Source organism: Microbacterium proteolyticum, assembly GCF_030818075.1.
Taxonomy (GTDB): Bacteria; Actinomycetota; Actinomycetes; order Actinomycetales; family Microbacteriaceae; genus Microbacterium; species Microbacterium proteolyticum_A.
Genome location: NZ_JAUSZZ010000001.1, coordinates 863,860 through 880,532, shown reverse-complemented (window position 1 = coordinate 880,532; position 16,673 = coordinate 863,860). Strand labels below are relative to the sequence as shown.

11 protein-coding genes are annotated in these 16,673 nt (G+C 68.6%); 6 read left to right on the top strand and 5 right to left on the bottom strand.

All coding sequences use genetic code 11. The annotated features are described in order from the left end of the window. Positions 1–315: 315 nt before the first annotated feature. A complete protein-coding gene (locus QE392_RS04125) occupies positions 316–1,122 on the top strand; it encodes a toll/interleukin-1 receptor domain-containing protein (protein ID WP_307448325.1) in 807 nt (268 codons plus the stop codon). 309 nt (positions 1,123–1,431) lie between these two features. On the opposite strand, the gene QE392_RS04120 is transcribed toward QE392_RS04125, so the two are convergent. Continuing rightward, the gene (locus QE392_RS04120) at positions 1,432–2,787 is read right to left on the bottom strand and encodes an FRG domain-containing protein (RefSeq protein WP_307448322.1); all 1,356 of its coding nucleotides are present in this window, start codon (positions 2,785–2,787) and stop codon (positions 1,432–1,434) included. 1,003 nt (positions 2,788–3,790) lie between these two features. On the opposite strand from QE392_RS04120, the gene QE392_RS04115 reads away from it, so the two are divergent. Further along, complete coding sequence (locus QE392_RS04115) at positions 3,791–5,017, top strand: SIR2 family protein (RefSeq protein WP_307448320.1); 1,227 nt, start codon at positions 3,791–3,793, stop codon at positions 5,015–5,017. A gap of 980 nt (positions 5,018–5,997) precedes the next feature. On the opposite strand, the gene QE392_RS04110 is transcribed toward QE392_RS04115, so the two are convergent. From QE392_RS04110 to QE392_RS04095, 4 genes are all read right to left on the bottom strand, one after another. Next, positions 5,998–7,332, bottom strand: a complete 1,335-nt coding sequence (locus QE392_RS04110; protein ID WP_307448316.1) for a dihydrolipoamide acetyltransferase family protein — start codon at positions 7,330–7,332, stop codon at positions 5,998–6,000. Positions 7,333–7,398: 66 nt separating this feature from the next. Next, positions 7,399–8,376 (bottom strand): alpha-ketoacid dehydrogenase subunit beta, encoded by a 978-nt coding sequence (locus QE392_RS04105; RefSeq protein ID WP_307334217.1) that lies wholly within the window; start codon positions 8,374–8,376, stop codon positions 7,399–7,401. Then, the gene (locus QE392_RS04100) at positions 8,373–9,503 is read right to left on the bottom strand and encodes a thiamine pyrophosphate-dependent enzyme (RefSeq protein ID WP_307448311.1); all 1,131 of its coding nucleotides are present in this window, start codon (positions 9,501–9,503) and stop codon (positions 8,373–8,375) included. The genes QE392_RS04105 and QE392_RS04100 overlap by 4 nt, the downstream gene beginning before the upstream one ends. Positions 9,504–9,869: 366 nt before the next feature. Further along, positions 9,870–10,946, bottom strand: a complete 1,077-nt coding sequence (locus tag QE392_RS04095) for a histidinol-phosphate transaminase (protein WP_307448307.1) — start codon at positions 10,944–10,946, stop codon at positions 9,870–9,872. A 147-nt stretch (positions 10,947–11,093) separates the two neighbouring features. Between QE392_RS04095 and QE392_RS04090 the strand changes: the two genes are divergently transcribed. From QE392_RS04090 to QE392_RS04075, 4 genes are all read left to right on the top strand, one after another. Continuing rightward, positions 11,094–11,498, top strand: coding sequence for a phage holin family protein (locus QE392_RS04090; protein ID WP_307448304.1), 405 nt, complete (start codon positions 11,094–11,096; stop codon positions 11,496–11,498). Positions 11,499–11,640: 142 nt separating this feature from the next. Beyond that, positions 11,641–12,147, top strand: coding sequence for a low molecular weight protein-tyrosine-phosphatase (locus QE392_RS04085; protein WP_307448301.1), 507 nt, complete (start codon positions 11,641–11,643; stop codon positions 12,145–12,147). Positions 12,148–12,174: 27 nt separating this feature from the next. Further along, on the top strand, positions 12,175–13,554 hold the full coding sequence (purB, locus tag QE392_RS04080) for an adenylosuccinate lyase (RefSeq protein ID WP_307448297.1): 1,380 nt from the start codon (positions 12,175–12,177) through the stop codon (positions 13,552–13,554). A gap of 270 nt (positions 13,555–13,824) precedes the next feature. Then, positions 13,825–16,653, top strand: a complete 2,829-nt coding sequence (locus QE392_RS04075; protein ID WP_307448294.1) for a discoidin domain-containing protein — start codon at positions 13,825–13,827, stop codon at positions 16,651–16,653. Positions 16,654–16,673: the final 20 nt, after the last annotated feature.

Here is a 16,673-nt window from a genome sequence, read left to right as displayed (position 1 = left end):
ACGGGCACACCGGCCGAGATTGCGAACACCATTTCCCTCTCGGTGGCGCGCGGCATGGCTTCGGCGATGTCCGCTTCGGTTGTGGCGCGGTGCGCACCGCGACTTCTGGCGTGGTCGATGCGGCGGGTGATCAGCCAGTCCCCCTGCGGGTACGGCCACGCCCTGTCCGCACAGAGCTCGCACGTACGGGTGGACTCCGATTGAGCGGCGGAGATCATCCCCTCGATGTCCTCGCCCAGCCGGACAACCCGGTATTCGGGCGCGATGGCGGCAACCTCGAACCGAGCGTAGTGGCGGACTTGTCATACTCATGGGATGCCCGCCCTCAATGTCTTCATCAGCTGGTCCGGCGAACAGACCCGAGAGCTCGGTCATGTGTTGAAGGCCTTCCTCGACGCCGCCTTCGCGGGCCATGTGGAGACCTTCCTCTCTGACGCCGACATCGCCCCCGGCGAGCGCTTCCTCTCCGTCATCAACGCCCAACTCGACGGCGCCGATCTCGGCATCCTTCTCGTCAGCCGGTCGAATCTCATCTCACCCTGGCTGCTTTTTGAAGCGGGCGCTCTCGCGGGTAAGACCAGTCGTGGGAGCGTCATTCCGGTGCTGGTCGACCTCGACCGCAGCGAGCTCATCTCCCCCCTCGACCAATTTCAGAACGCATTGGGCTCGTCCAGAGCCGACCTCGATAAGCTCTGGAAACGACTGCAGCAGGCCACCGGCGGCCTGCCAAACGATCATTCGCTCAAAGTCCTCACCGACGACGGATGGCCCGCCTTGGAAGCGGCTTTCGCCCTAGCCGCGGCTCCTATTGACGCCGCGGACGCCCCACGCCCGCGAAGCCAGGAGGAGGTGCTCGAAGAAATCCGTCTCGGCGTCAACTCACTCGTGCGCCGGGAGAGGGGCTTCCTCGACTGGCCACAGACACACCGGGGGTTGATCGACAACAGCGGGTTGAAGATAGATGTCGGCCAGCGACTCTTCCACCCGGACTTCGGATCCGGAGAGGTCATGAACATCACTGGCGAGGGAGATAAAACGGTGCTCCATGTGGCTTTTACAGCCGTAGGACCGAAAAAGCTCCTCAAGAAGCTCGCGCCGATCACCTTGGATGGGGCGGGCTGACGCTATCCGCTCGGCTCGACGTGCTCACGCGCAGCGACTTGGCGAACTGCGTCTCGCCCTCGCAGTCCTACGGGCCATCGAGCCCTATGCATCTCGCCCAATCTCGCCGGTCTCGCGCGCGATTGGAGCCGTACTACCCGGGCGAGGAAGCAAGCGCCGGCCCCGGCAACAGATTCGACCGACAATCGAGCCGCAAGCCTCTCAGCCGCGGCGGATTCGACAGCACGTCCTGTCCGGCTCTGCTTGCACGGCCGCGTGACATAGTCGCTCTAGTCGGCGCCCAGCAACCTGCCAGGCTTGACGTCACGATCAACGTGGACCAAACGGTCCGACAAGATGGCGGACAAGGCCATCGAGGTCCGGATAGATCGTGGACGAGGTCAGGCCCTTCGACGCCAAGTAGTCCCGGATCTGCGGCTTGGCTTTGGACGCGATGCGGAAGGTGAACAGCGGGACGAGGTTCGCCTCATTGCGTTTGGTCTTCACGTCGTGGCGGGAAGGCAGTCCGATGACGGAGGTGGCGCGCGCGATTTCCGATGCTCTCCAGTCCGTCGGCATCGCGCCAGTGAACACCGCCACGACATCGGTCGAAAGGATCGGACCTGCCTCTAGAACAAACCCGGCCCTCTGCGCACGCATGCGCTCGTTCAGGGCGGGCGGGAACCACGTCCAAGTCTTCGTACCTGTGCCCCAGTCCACACGGCGACGTTCCTCCTCGTTGGTCCACGCGTGCCAGAACGGGACCTCCGTGTCTTGGGGGAGGGTCTGGTCTGGTTCTGCAATACCCGTCTTGGTCCGCGGCGCCCGCCCCCAACCCAGTACTAGACCGTCGGAGCCGTCCAAGGAGGGATCGGCCTCGACCGCGAACCACGCCGCGACCTCCGGGTCGGTTGTCGCGTCCAGTAGGCGGGTGGGCGCCCCATGATGTTGCAGGGTGGCGAGGAACTCGAGTGGTCGATGCGACGACGTCCCCCAGGTCGCGGCGGCGGCGAAGGTGTCGATTTCGGTTTCGATGAGTCGGTCCTCGTCGACGACGCCGTCGTCGCCGAGCCGACGGTAGAGGGAGCTGTGCACGGACCAGCCGGCATTTTGCTGCCCACGCCAGACCAGCTGGTGGGCGCGCTGCTTCTGTTGAATCGTCGCGAAAGCGCTTAGCAGAGCGTCCACGGATGTGATCTCGACGGCGCGGTCATTGAAGAACGACTCGGCGGTGCGGGTCGCCCGGGGAGAGGTGGCGTGCCCGCTCTTGGCGGCGCGCAGATGCGCTTCGCTGTAGAGCGCGTCTACCGACGCGGACTGCCCCAGGTATTTGACTGTGGAGGCCGCCGACTCCCAAAATGACGCGGGCAGGCGGGTGGACGGTGCGAGCGCCGCGAACTGCGCCAGTAGCTCGGGAGGAAGTTGAGGAGGCGGGACAGAGGCAGCGATGCTACCCAGCAGCGCCTGCGGGAGCGTGGACAATGAAACCATCGACGCCGCTGTGAATTGCGACACCAAGGCCGGATCGAGCTGGAACGCTTGCTGAGCACCGAGGGCAGCGAATTTTCTCAGCACCTCGTCTGTCGCGGGTAGTGACCCCGTGGTTGACGCCGACCCCGTTGGTGGAGCTTCGCGCACGGTGTCGTCCGCCTCACCGGCCCCGCTGTCGTCTGCGTGTTCGTCCATGGTGTCACGGTAGCCGCCCTCGGCTGCTGCACCTCGTTCTGAGGCGGTGCTGGCCGAGATAGCCCCAGCTGATACTGCTTCAAGCCCGCCCGCGAGCGGCTCCGACCTGCTGTCGCAGGACCGGGGGACGCGGTCGTGTCCGCTGGCACGCCTCGCTCCCACGGCGCTTGCGCGCTCGCGGCCCGGCCACCTCGCAATGGCGCCGCTCGATGCGCGGCTACCGTCGAAGCCGGCCGCAGAATTCGAGGCTGGCCCACGCGACGGCGCTTGCGGAGACGCTCAAGCCGCCCGAACTCCGAACCCAACCTCGCTCTCAGCTGTACGGCCCGAGCGCGAGGAGGCACGGTCACGCTCGATGACGAGACCCGCACCAGACATCGAGCGCCGGCGAGGCGCCTGTTGGCGGGCCGCGCGCATGCTCGCCGGGTAGCGCTGCAGTCGTAGCTGCACCCGCCAAGACCAGCACCAACGAGCATCTCGAGAGCCTCACTCTTATGGCCCAACTGGTCGTCGATGGCGGGACCCGGACGGGTGGCCAGGCGATCTGCGGCTTCAGCCGGCACGGCCGTGAAGGCCGTCGGACGGCCGACCGCCAGGTGCAGCAGTCCACGCACCATGGCGGCGAACAGGCGGAAGATGAGCATCACGACCCCTACCCTGCGGCGACCCCGACCGGTCCCCCCACGCCTTCGCCGCGGTGACGTCCGCCATCCCCTGACGGGCGCGAGGGCTGCACCACGATCTCGACTCGGGCGTCAAGACTGGTGCGGTTGCACACTGCCCGCGAGAGTCTGCCGACGCGTGCGCGGTATCACCTGTCGCCCGATAGGACCACCACGCCGCCCACGGTCCTACGGGACGGCCGACCGCGAGGTCGATATCGGCTGTCCGTCTTCTGCGAGACAGGGACCACCACGAAGTGTCCCCCTTCGTTGCTTCGTGGTCTCCCGCGCTTTCGGACTTTGCAAGCGAAGCCCTGCCGTCTCGATCCGGAACCGCTGTCGTGGAGAGCATCGAGAAGGCGTTGGGAGGGTCCTCCTTCGTCCACGGAGACGCAGTCGCTCGCGATATCGCGCGCATTGCTCGCGCTGCCATCAAGCCTGACCTCGGCGAGCCTTTCGCCGACGCAGAATCGTTCATCCTCCGTACGTTGGTCGACTTGCTCAGCCCGCCATACGACGTCTCCTACCTGCAGCCGCTCATTCGTATAGCGGAAACACAGGCGCGGGGGTTGGACGTGATGACTCTGAACTACGACCTGACCGTGGAGACTGCCGCGACGGCATTGGGCGTGAACGTCAATCGAGGAATTGAAGGTTGGCGCCCGGGACAGCCGCTCGATTTCGACCAGGTGGATGGAACGCTTAACCTGCTCAAACTGCACGGATCACTCGACTGGCGAGAAACGGAACGGCCGCATGGGTTTCAAGCGCTTCTCGCCTCTCCCACACTAGAAATTGTGGCTCCCGGTGAAGTCGACAAGCCTGGCCGCAACATACGGGCGACTCCGTGGATCGTGGTTGGTGATCGCGAGAAACTCGCGACGGATGGGCCCACCCTGCTGTTGAATGCAGCGGCACGGGTGGCGCTGAACCGCGCTGACCATCTCGTGGTTGTGGGCTATTCGTTCAGTGACCCACACATCAACTCCATGATCCGTGACTGGTTGAATGCCGATGAACGCCGGACCATCACGATCTTGGACAAGACGCGACCACGCGAACAGGCGTATCGAGAGATTGTGGATTTTCGGTCTGCGCTCATCGCAACGCACGCACATCCCCAGGATCGGGATGGCACCCCACGTACCCCTCGAGTGCATCTCGTGGAGGGGGGCGCCCGTGAACTCGAGTCCGCCTTGTCTGAGACCCCGCGAGCCCTGCCGACCCCAGTCGCGGTCGTGTCAATTCACCGCGAGGGTGTGAACTTCCGCATCGACATCACGTGGCGCGGTCACGACCTCACCGATGCTCGGATAAACATCCTCCCCCCGCGGTCCGGCATTGTGGGGGCGCGGACCTACATCGGTTACTCGACGTCGCCGTTCGAGGGTGCGGCAAGGCCGCCGTGGGACGGGGGCACAGTAGTTTCAGGCATCGCGCACGACGAGACTCGCTCGATTTATGTCGCGGGGAGCGTGGATTTCCCGCTGAACCTCCGCGTCACAGGCGCAACCATTGTGGGGTCGGAGTTCTGGGAGGAGTCGCTCGAGCGACCGACAGCCTCCTAGCTCACTCCGGTGGCAGTGATCCCGCCTTCCATTCGGACGAGGTCTACTCCGTGACCGGTGAGCTCGGCAGTACACAGAGATCCCCCGAGGTCCCGAGTGTCCGTCTGTGAGGTGTCCAGGACGGCCCGACAGCGTCACCGATAGCCTCAGCGGCTTCACCGAGGTCAGCTCGCCTATCTCGGCGGCCACGCCAATTTAGAAGCGACTCATCCGCCGGCATCAGCGAGAGTGGGATTGGCCACACCTTGCCCCCCAGGGACGTCGGGGGCGAGCCGTGCTGCGTCTGCGCGGACCCTGTTCTAGTGCCCGTCCGCGACGTCGTCTATGTGATGGCGACCGTCATCGCCGCAAGGCACCGTGGCATCCAGCCCTCGCGCCCAAGTCCCCAGATCATCGGTACCCGAACGCAACACCGGGAGGATCTCGCGCAGTCCCCCGAGACAGAGCGGCTGACCTTCAGCGTGGGTAGAGCTGTACTCGGAGCGCACGTTCGAGGCGAGCTATCGTTCGCAACTCCGGCCATGAGGCACCCGCCAACACCTTCCGGATGATCTTCTCGTTCACGCCGGCGGACGCTGCAACGCTCCGCGCACTCTGACCCGCCATGGCCTTCCGCAAGTTCGCTGCCAGCAGGCGAGCCGTTTCCGCGTCCCGGTCGGAGCATGGCGCGTCGGGCCACGCTGGGCACAGCTCCGACGGAACCGCGCGATGCGGTGGACGATCAGCCATCGCCGCGGTTCTCGGAGTCGGTCGAAGCCAGAAGTCGCGAATGATGCGCGGGCGTCACCGATCCGGAGGTCCGGTTGCGACGAAGCCTCGAGTGGCATCGGCACGCCGCTCCAACTACCTCGCACGTCACCCGCTTCGCGCGTAGGTGCTCTAACCCTGGACGCTTGGATCGATTGCGACGACCTGAACCAACTCCCATGACGCAGATCATCTTCAAGGTGTCAATTTCCTAGATCCCGTGATGTCTCACATCAGTCGAGCAGCAGCGCCGGCTCCTCGAGCACGGATGCCACATCCGCGATGAACCGCGAGATGCCGTCGCCGTCGACCACGCGGTGATCGAACGAGCCCGACACCGTCGTCACCCAGCGGGGACGCACCTCGCCGTCGACGACCCACGGCTTCTGGCGGATCGCGCCGAGCGCGATGATGCCGGCCTCGCCGGGGTTGATGATCGGGGTGCCGGCATCCACTCCGAACACGCCGATGTTGGTGATCGTGAACGTGCCGCCGGTCTGGTCGGCGGGGCTCGTCTTGCCCTCGCGCGCGGTGAGCGTCAGGTGCTCGAGCGCCTTGGCGAGCTCGCGGGTGTTCATGCTCTGCGCGTCTTTGATGTTCGGCACGAGCAGCCCCCGCGGGGTGGCTGCGGCGATGCCGAGGTTGACGTAGTGACGCACGCTGATCTGCGCGCCGGCGTCGGTGTCGACCCAGGCGGCGTTGATCATGGGCGTGCGGCGCAGCGCCCAGATCACCGCGCGGGCCATGATCAGCAGCGGCGAGATCTTGACGTCGGCGAAGTCGGGCGAGGCCTTCAGACGCTTGACCAGTTCCATGGTGCGTGAGGCGTCGACGTCGACCCACACCGACACGTGCGGAGCCGAATAGGCGCTCGACGTCATCGCGTTGGCGGTGGCCTTGCGGACGCCCCGGACGGGGATGGACTCCTCGCGGGGGTCCTCGACACGAGCGGGAGCCGCCGGCGCGGCGACGGAGATCGTCTCCTCGCGCACCTCGCCCCACGCGGGCGTCTCGATGTTGCGGAACACACTCGCCTGCTCGGCGTGCTTCAAGACGTCGTCGCGGGTCACCTCGCCGGCGGGACCGCTCGGCGTCACGGTGGCGAGGTCGACGCCGAGGTCGCGCGCGAGCTTGCGGATCGGGGGCTTGGCGACCACCCCGACCGACGCCTTCACCGGGCGCTCGGCGGACGGTCCCTGAGCCTGTCGAAGGGTGCGTCGCCGCGACGACACCGCGCCGCCCGTGCCGTAGCCGACGAGCACCGCGCCGCCGGGGTCGCTGGGCTCGGGAACGGTGGTCGGGGCCGCGGGCGCCGCGGGCGCGGCATCCGCAGACCCGATCGTGATGATCGGGGCGCCGACCTCGACGGTCGACCCCTCGGATGCCAGCAACTCGCCGACCGTGCCGGAGTACGGCGAGGGCAGCTCGACGAGCGACTTGGCCGTCTCGATCTCGACGATCACGTCGTTGACGGCGACGCTGTCACCGGGGGCGACGCGCCACTGCACGATCTCGGCCTCGGTGAGGCCTTCTCCGACATCGGGGAGAACGAAGGTCTGATCGGTCACGGTGTGTCCTTTGCTCGGGAGCCAGCTTGTCACCGGCATCGCCGCAACGGAATGCGGAAGAGGCGGTCAGTAAGCCAGAGACCGGTCGACGGCCTCGAGGATGCGGTCGGCGTCGGGCAGGTACGTGCCCTCGAGCTTCGCGGGCGGGAAGGGAACGTCGAAGCCCGACACGCGCAGCACCGGCGCCTCGAGCGCGAAGAACGCCTTCTCCATGACGGTGGCGGCGATCTCGGAGCCGAGCGAGGTGAAGCCCGGCGCCTCCTGCGCGTAGACCATGCGGCCGGTGCGGCGCACGGAGTCCAGCAGCGGGCCGTAGTCGACGGGCGAGAGCGAGCGCAGGTCGATGACCTCGCAACTCGTGCCCTCGCTCTCGGCGAGCGCGGCCGCCTGCAGCAGGGTCGTGACCATGGCTCCGTGACCGACCAGGGTCACGTCGGTGCCGCGGCGCACGATTCGGCTCGCGTGGAGCGGCAGAGCCGGCGCCGTCGTGTCGACCTCGCCCTTCTGCCAGTACTTGGCCTTGGGCTCGAAGAACACCACCGGGTCGGGCGAGTCGATGGCCTGCTGGATCATCCAGTAGGCGTCGTTCGCGTTCGAGGGGCTGACCACGCGCAGGCCCGGGGTGTGCGTGAAGTACGCCTCGGGGCTCTCCTGGTGGTGCTCGACCGCGCCGATGTGCCCGCCGTAGGGGATGCGGATGACGACGGGCATCTGCAGCGCGCCCTCGTGGCGGTTCGTGAGCTTCGCCAGCTGCGAGGTGATCTGGTCGAACGCGGGGAAGACGAAGCCGTCGAACTGGATCTCGAGCACGGGCCGGAAACCACCCATCGCGAGGCCGATCGCGCTGCCGACGATGCCCGATTCCGCCAGCGGCGAGTCGATCACGCGGCGCGGCCCGAAGTCTTTCTGCAGGCCCTCGGTCACGCGGAAGACGCCGCCGAGCGGGCCGATGTCCTCGCCCATGAGCAGCACGCGGTCGTTGGTCTCGAGCGCGCGACGCAGGCCCGCGTTCAGCGCCCGGCTGATCGGCAGGTTCTCGCTCACTGGGCGCCCCCTTCCATCGACGCCTCGTAGTCGTCGAGCCAGCGCTGCTCCTCCTGGATCAGCGCGTGCGCCTCGGAGTAGACGCTCTCGAACATGTGCGACCGCGGGATCGCGCCGAGCTCGTTGGTGCGCACGCGCACGTCGTTGGCGAGCGCAGCCCCCTCGGCATCCGCATCGTCGAAGAACTGCTGCGAGGCGCCGCGCCCCTCGAGGTAGGTGCGCATGCGGGCGATCGGGTCGCGCAAGGCCCACGCCTTCTCTTCGTCGAGGGTGCGGTACTTCGTGGGGTCGTCGCTGGTCGTGTGTGCGCCCATGCGGTAGGTCATCGCCTCGATCGCCCGGGGGCCGCCGCCGGCGCGGGCCTCGTCGAGGGCGACCTTCGACACGGCGTAGCTGGCGAGCACGTCGTTGCCGTCGACCTGCAGGCTCGGGATGCCGTAGCCCTCACCGCGCTTGTACAGCGGCGAGCGCGACTGCGTGGCGACAGGCACCGAGATGGCCCACTGGTTGTTCTGGAGGAAGAACACCTGCGGGGTCTGGAAGCTGGCCGCGAACACCATTGCCTCGTGCACGTCGCCCTGGCTCGACGCGCCGTCGCCGTAGTAGACGATGACGGCCTCGTCGCGCTCGGGATCGCCGGTGCCGCACTTGCCGTCGAACACCAGCCCCATGCCGAAGCCCGCGGCGTGCAGCGTCTGCGCGCCGAGCACGAGCGTGTAGATGTGGGTGTTGCCGTTCTTGGGGTCGGTCGGGTCCCACCCGCCGTGCGTGAGTCCGCGCATGAGGCGGATGATGTCGAGCGGGTCGACGCCGCGGATGCGGGTGACCACGTGCTCGCGGTACGAGGGGAAGATGTGGTCCTGCGCGCGCGCGGCGCGGGCCGAGCCGACCTGCGCCGCCTCCTGCCCGAACGACGGCGGCCACAGGGCGAGCTGGCCCTGGCGCTGCAGGTTGGTCGCCTGCACGTCGAACGCGCGGATCGAGACCATGTCGCGGTAGAAGGTCTCGAGTTCGGCGTCGGTCAGGGCGTCGATGAGCGGCAGGTAGCGCTCGGCGGCGGGCGTCGGCGCCAGCGTGCCGTCGGCTGCCAGAACGCGCACGAGAGCGGGGTCGTCGAGCGGGGTCATTCCCCCACGCTAACGCCCGGCCCATGCAGGCGACCGCATGAGGTGCACAACGGATGCCGGAATTCGCCGTCGACGTCTGACAACTCGGTCGCGTGGTGTGCGTGCGCGCGTGCCGTGCAGCGCCGAGCCGAGCCGCGCCGCGCCGAGCCGTACCGCGCCGCCTGAAGTTGACTTCGAGGAAATGTTCGCGCGGAAGCACCCCGCGCGTACATAAGGCCGAAGTCAACGAAGGTTTCACGGGCCTGAAGGGCGGGGACCTCGCCCGTTGACTTCACCGAGATGTACGCGGGAAACGATCCCGCGCGTACCGAAGGCGCACGTCACCGGAGAGGGGGCACCGGCGTCAGCGCGGCACGGTCGGCCGCGTCAGCGCGGCGCGGTGGCGGTGGCGACCTCGACGACGCGGTCCAGTGACTCCTCTTCCCCGATGGAGATGCGGATGCCGTCACCCGCGAACGGGCGCACGATGAGCCCGGCCGCATCGAACGCGGCAGCCACCTCGACGGTGCGCTCGCCCGCAGCCAGCCACACGAAGTTGCCCTGCGCGTCGGGAACGTCCCACCCGGCGTCGCGCAGGCGATCGACCAGTCGGTCGCGCCGATCCGCGATGACCGAGACCCGGTGCAACAGCTCGCTCTCGGCATCCAGGCTCGCCAGCGCCGCGGCCTCGCCGGCGGCGGTGACCGACAGCGGGATCGCGGTGCTGCGGGCGGCGTCGAGCACCGCCTCGTTGCCGATGGCGTAGCCGACGCGCAGGCCCGCCAGGCCGTAGGCCTTGGAGAAGGTGCGGAGCACGACGATGTTGGGGCGGTCGAGCACGGCGCGCACGCGCCCGCCCTCGACCGAGCCGCGGTCGGTGACGAACTCGCCGTAGGCCTCGTCGAGGACGATCAGCACATCGCGCGGCACGTCGTCGACGAAGGCCGCGAACTCGTCGTAGCCGACGGTGGTGCCGGTGGGGTTGTTGGGGCTGCAGATCAGGATGACGCGGGTGCGCTCGGTGACGGCGGCGGCCATGGCCGGCAGATCGTGGCGGGCGTCGGCGGTCAGCGGCACCTGCACGCTCGTCGCACCCGTCACCGCGACGAGCGAGGGGTACGCCTCGAACGACCGCCAGGCGTAGACGACCTCGTCGCCGGGGCCGGAGGTCGCCAACAACAGCTGCGCGAGCAGCGAGACGCTGCCGGCACCGACGTGCACCTCGTCGGGCGAGACGCCGTACCGCGCGGCGAGACGCTCGCGCAGGCGTGCGGCCGTGGCATCCGGATACCGGTTGAAGGCACCCGCGGCGGCGACCGCTTCGAGCACGCCGGAGAGGGGCTCGAAGGGGTTCTCGTTGCTCGAGAGCTTGAAGGCGTCGGCGCCGGCCGGGCGGCCCTGTCGGTACGCGGGCAGCGCGGCGATCTCGGGACGGATACGGGGCAGGACCTTCTCTTCGCTCACCCCGCGAGCCTATCCGCGGGGCCTCCGGTTTCGTCAGGCCTCCCTCCTTCCTGAACCGATGGATGCCGGCATCCGCGGCGCCCTCACGCCGCCTCGATCGCTCGCAACGCCCTGCCGTCCGGCGTCGGCACGTGCCAGGCTGGAGGCATGCGCTTCGTCGTCCGCGTCGCCGTCAACGCTTTCGCCATCTGGATCGTCACGCTCCTGCCCGCGTTGCAGGTGCGTCTCATCCCGTTCGCGCCCGGCGACGGGCTGCAGGTGCTGCTCACCCTGCTGCTGGTGGGCCTGATCTTCGCGCTGGTGAACAGCATCGTGGGCACTGTGGTGAAGATCGTGGCGATCCCGCTCTACATCCTCACCCTCGGGTTGATCTCGCTCGTCATCAACGGCTTCCTGCTGTGGCTCACGGCGGTCATCACGGAGAGTTGGGACTGGGGTCTGCGCACCGGCGAGTTCTGGCTCACGGTGGTCGCCGCGCTCCTGATCGGCATCATCAACGCCGTGCTGGGCGGCATCCTGCGCTCACGCCGGGAGGACCGCGAACGCCGTTGAGGCCCCGTTCGGGTCGGCGCTGCAGCCCTGAGCGTGCCGACGGGCAGGGACCCCGCCCGCGACCGGAGGCGAGGAAGGGCCGAAGCTCCCTCGTGCGGAATCGACGCGTGCGGTCGCGCCGCGCTCCCGCCATGATGGAACGATGACCGCCACCGCCGACGCGCCCTTTCGCGTCGTGTTCGTGTGCAGCGGGAACATCTGCCGATCGCCGATGGCCGACGTGGTCTTCCGCCACCTCGCGGCATCGGCCGGCCTCGGGGCCCGCATCGCTTCGAGCTCCGCCGGCACCGGCGACTGGCACGTCGGCGAGCGCGCCGATCACCGCACCATCGCGGCCCTCGACCGGCTCGGCTACGACGGCGCCACGCATCGCGCACGGCAATTCCAGTACGCCGACTTCGCGCACAACGACCTCGTCGTCGCGCTCGACCGCAGCCACGAGCGCGTCCTGCGCGGCTGGGCCCGCGACGACGACGACGCCGACAAGATCGCCCTCCTGCAGTCGTTCCTTCCGGATGCCGAGACCCTCGACGTCCCCGACCCGTACTACGCCGGGGCCCCGATGTTCGACGAGGTGCTCGGTATGATCGAACGCGCCAGCCGCGCTCTGTTCCGGCAGCTCGAGCCCGCCATCCGTTCCGCGGGCTGACCCTTTCGCGCGATCCTCGGGAGACCCGTGTCCTCTCTGCCTCCGCAGCCCCTCAGCCCGCTCGACGGCCGGTACTTCGCCACCGTGTCCGAGATCGGCGACTACCTGTCGGAGGCGGGCCTGAACCGCGCCCGCGTCGAGGTCGAGGTGGAGTGGCTGCTCGCGCTGACCGACCGCTCGCTGTTCGGCACGTCGCCGGTGTCGGATGCCGACCGGGCCAAGCTCCGCGCACTCTACGAGGACTTCGGGGCCGACGAGATCGCCTGGCTCGCGGCGAAAGAAGCCGTCACGCGCCACGACGTGAAGGCCGTCGAGTATCTCGTGCGCGACCGCCTCGACAGCCTCGGCCTCACCGCCCTCGCCGAGCTGACGCACTTCGCCTGCACCAGCGAGGACATCAACTCCACCGCCTACGCCCTGACCGTCAAGCGTGCGGTCGAGCGCGTGTGGCTGCCGAAGCTCCGCGCCGTCACCGCGGCCCTGGCCGAGCTCGCGGTCCAGCACCGCGACGCCGCGATGCTCTCGCGCACCCACGGCCAGCCCGCCACGCCCTCCACCATGGGCAAGGAGATCGGCGTCTTCTCGTGGCGCCTCGAGCGCGTCATCCGTCAGCTGGATGCCGGGGAGTACCTCGCCAAGTTCTCGGGCGCGACCGGCACCTGGTCGGCGCACGTCGCCGCCGAGCCCGACGTCGACTGGCCGTCGCTGACCCGGGAGTTCATCGAGTCGCTCGGCCTGGGTTTCAACCCGGTCACGACGCAGATCGAGTCGCACGACTGGCAGGTCGAGCTGTACGACCGCGCGCGGCACGCGGGTGGCATCCTGCACAACCTCGCCACCGACATCTGGACCTACATCTCGCTCGGGTACTTCACCCAGATCCCCGTCGCCGGGGCCACCGGCTCGTCGACGATGCCGCACAAGATCAACCCGATCCGCTTCGAGAACGCCGAGGCGAATCTCGAGATCGCCGGCGGATTGTTCGCCACGCTGGCATCCACCCTCGTCACGAGCCGCCTGCAGCGCGACCTGACCGACTCCACGACGCAGCGCAACATCGGCGTCGCCTTCGGCCACTCGCTGCTCGCGCTCGACAACCTGCAGCGAGGGCTCACCGAGATCTCGCTCGCCGAAGACGTGCTGCTCGCCGACCTCGACGTGAACTGGGAGGTACTCGCCGAGGCCATCCAGACCGTGGTGCGCGCCGAGATCGCGGCCGGTCGCTCGCAGATCACCGACCCCTACGCCCTGCTGAAGGACCTCACGCGCGGCCGCCGGGTCGGCGCCCCCGAGCTGGCCGAGTTCGTGCGCGGCCTCGACATCGGGGATGCCGCGAAGGAGCGCCTGCTCGCCCTCACGCCCGCCGCGTACGCGGGGCTAGCGTCGCGGGTGGTCGACTCGCTGTAAGGCGTGGGGTGGCGCGCGCGTCACCCTGCGCTTCCGTGCCTCGCACCCCCGTTGAGTGTCCAAGACACGCCGCTGGGACCCGTGTGACAGCGGCGTGTCGTGGACACTCAACGCCTGTTCGTCGCGCGGTTCGAGCAGAAACTCCTGGACGCCGCGACGACCTGCCCCGTAGTGTGTTGACGTCAACATCCCCCCGACCCCCGGGTCGCTCAGCGCCGCAGTGCCGCGGCGCGGATCGGAACAGACGCGATGACGCCTCGACGCCCGCTCATGCCCCGCCTGCTGGCCGCCGCAACGGCTGCTCTGCTCGCCGGAGCCCTGGGATCCCCCCTGACCGCGACCGCCGCCACGGGAGTCGCCACCGACCCGAACGACGGGGTGCCGCGCACCGACCCGCCGATCACGTACACGAACTTCCAGCCCCTCGCCGACCCCGGCGCCGGTTCCGCGAACTACTTCCAGCCCAAGTGGTACGACACCGACGGGCGTCACATCCAGGCGCACGGCGGACAGGTCGTCACGACCGAGGAGAACGGGCAGACCGTCTACTACTGGTACGGCGAGGACCGCACGAACGGGTACTGGAACAGCCCCGGCGTCGGCGTGTACCGGTCGACGGATGCCGTGAACTGGACCAACCTCGGCACGGCGCTGCGGAGCATCTCGACCCGTGACGACCTGCTCACGCCGTACTTCGAGGAGCTGTACGACACCGTCGACGAGAACGGCCAGCCGCGCACCGAGAAGATCGACGCGCTCGCCTACCACCTGAATTCGACGCAGAACTCCGACGACACGGCGATCTTCGAGCGGCCCAAGGTGCTGCACAACGAAAAGACCGGCAAGTGGGTCATGTGGTGGCACGCCGACGGCCGGACCGAGCCCGGCGGCAGCACCTACGCGCGCTCCATGGCGGCGGTGGCCGTGGCGGACTCCCCCGCGGGGCCCTTCCGGATGACGGGCGCCTTCCGCATGCCCAACCGCGCGAACTACCAGGCCTGCACGCAATACGCGGTGCCCGGTCAGGCGCGGGACATGACCGTCTTCCAGGATGACGACGGCACGGCGTACATCTCGTACTCGTCGGAGGAGAACTACACCCTTTACGTCGCCGAGCTGGATGACACCTACACGAACGTCACCCACACCACCGACCGGGACACGCTCGGGGTGAAGCAGTACTCCGAGGACGGGCGCTACCCGTACATCTTCGCCGACGGCACCCCCGAAGCGCCGGTGCGGGGCGAGGACTTCCAGATCGTCAAGGAGTGCGGACACCTCGAGGCCCCCGCGATCTTCGAGCGCGACGGCACGTACAGCGTGGTGACCTCGGGGGCGACCGGGTGGGCGCCGAACCCGCAGACGCACTACACGACGCAGAACCTCATGGGAACGTGGATCCGGGGCATCGAGGCCGGCGACGTGCACGAGAACACGTACTACAGCAGCATCCCCGACGGCGGCGACGGCCTGCTCTCGGTGGGCGACACCCGTCGCACGACGTTCGGCTCGCAGACCACCAACGTCTTCGAGCTCGAGCCCGGCAAGTTCGTCTACATGGGCGACCGCTGGAATGAGGGCAGGGCCGACTCCACCTACGTCTGGCTTCCCCTCACCGTCGGGGAGAACGGCCGCTTGGAGATGCACAACCCGGCGGCGGAAGACCCCGCGCGCTACGGCACGGGGTGGGATGCCTCGTACTGGGATGACAAGGGCTTCGGCCACGGCACGTGGAAGGTCGTCGACGACCGCCTGCCCGACAGCGTCCGCCGCGGATCCACCACCAGCCTCCCGACGTCGGTCGCGGTCGACGTCGACGGTCGCCGCACCGACGTGGCGGTGACCTGGTCGTCGCTGGACACCACGCGTCTGGGCACCCGCACGCTCACCGGCACCCTCGCCGCCGACGCCGACTTCACCGCCGGGCGCACGTTCACCCGCACGGTCGACGTCGCCGAGCCCGGGATCGTGCAGATCGCGCCCGAGGCCGGGGTCTCGGCATCCCACCGGAACGACCTCGCCCGCACGGTCATCGACGGCAGCACGGCGAAGGGCTGGGACGACTGGTCGGGCAGCGGCTACCCCCGCGACAGCTGGCTGACGTTCGAGTGGGAGACCGCTCGCACGATCGACTCGGTCGTCGTCGACACCTACAAGGACGGCCCCACCGCCACCTGGCCCTCGCGCATCGAGGTGCAGTACCGCGATGCGAACGGCGCCTGGGTGCCGTCCACCGTGGCCGCCGACGTCGTTCAGGATGCCGCGAAGCCGGCCCCCGTGGTGACGCTCGACACCCGCTCCCTCGCGCCGATGAGCGCCCTGCGCCTGCGCATGACCACGCAGACGAACACCTGGCAGTCCATCGCCGAGGTGTCGATCTGGGGCCAGGGGACGCTGAACGTGTGCCGTGCCTCCGACGCGTCGGTGACCGCCTCGTTCTGGCAGACCCGCTACGAGACCATGGCGCCCGGCCTCGCCTGCGACGGCCGCCGCGGCACCTCGTGGTCGACGTGGAGCGACACCGCCCTGAAGGACAGCTCGACCTTCACCCTCACCACGCAGAAGACCCACGGCATCGGCAGCGTCGAGTTCACCAACATCGAGGGCAACGTCACCGGCGTGACCGCCGAGTACCGCACGCCGGAGGGCGCGTGGACGCCGGTCACGCCGACCGGCACGGCACCCTCGGTCGTCAACAACACCAAGACCGTGCTGAGCTTCGAGCCGGTCCGCGCCACCGGGCTGCGGCTCACCTTCGCAACCCCGGGGTCGTACCTGAAGATCCCCGAGATCGTGGTGCCCGAGGTCGAGGTCGCGGTGGCGCCGAAGACCACCGCCACGGTGACAACGCGCTGCATCGGCGGACGCGTGACCGTCGTCACCACGGTGCGCAACGACGACACGAAGCCGGTCACCGCCGAGGTCTCCTCACCCTGGGGCCAGCGCACTCTGACCGCGATGAAGCCCGGATCGTCGGCATCCGTCGCGCAGGCGACGCGAGCATCCGCCATCGAAGCCGCCTCGGTGACGGTCACCGCGACGGCCGGCGATGCCCGCGGCGTGCAGACTGTGCCCGTCCCGGCGGCCACCTGCCGCTGACCCGACCTCCCTCCGCCCGG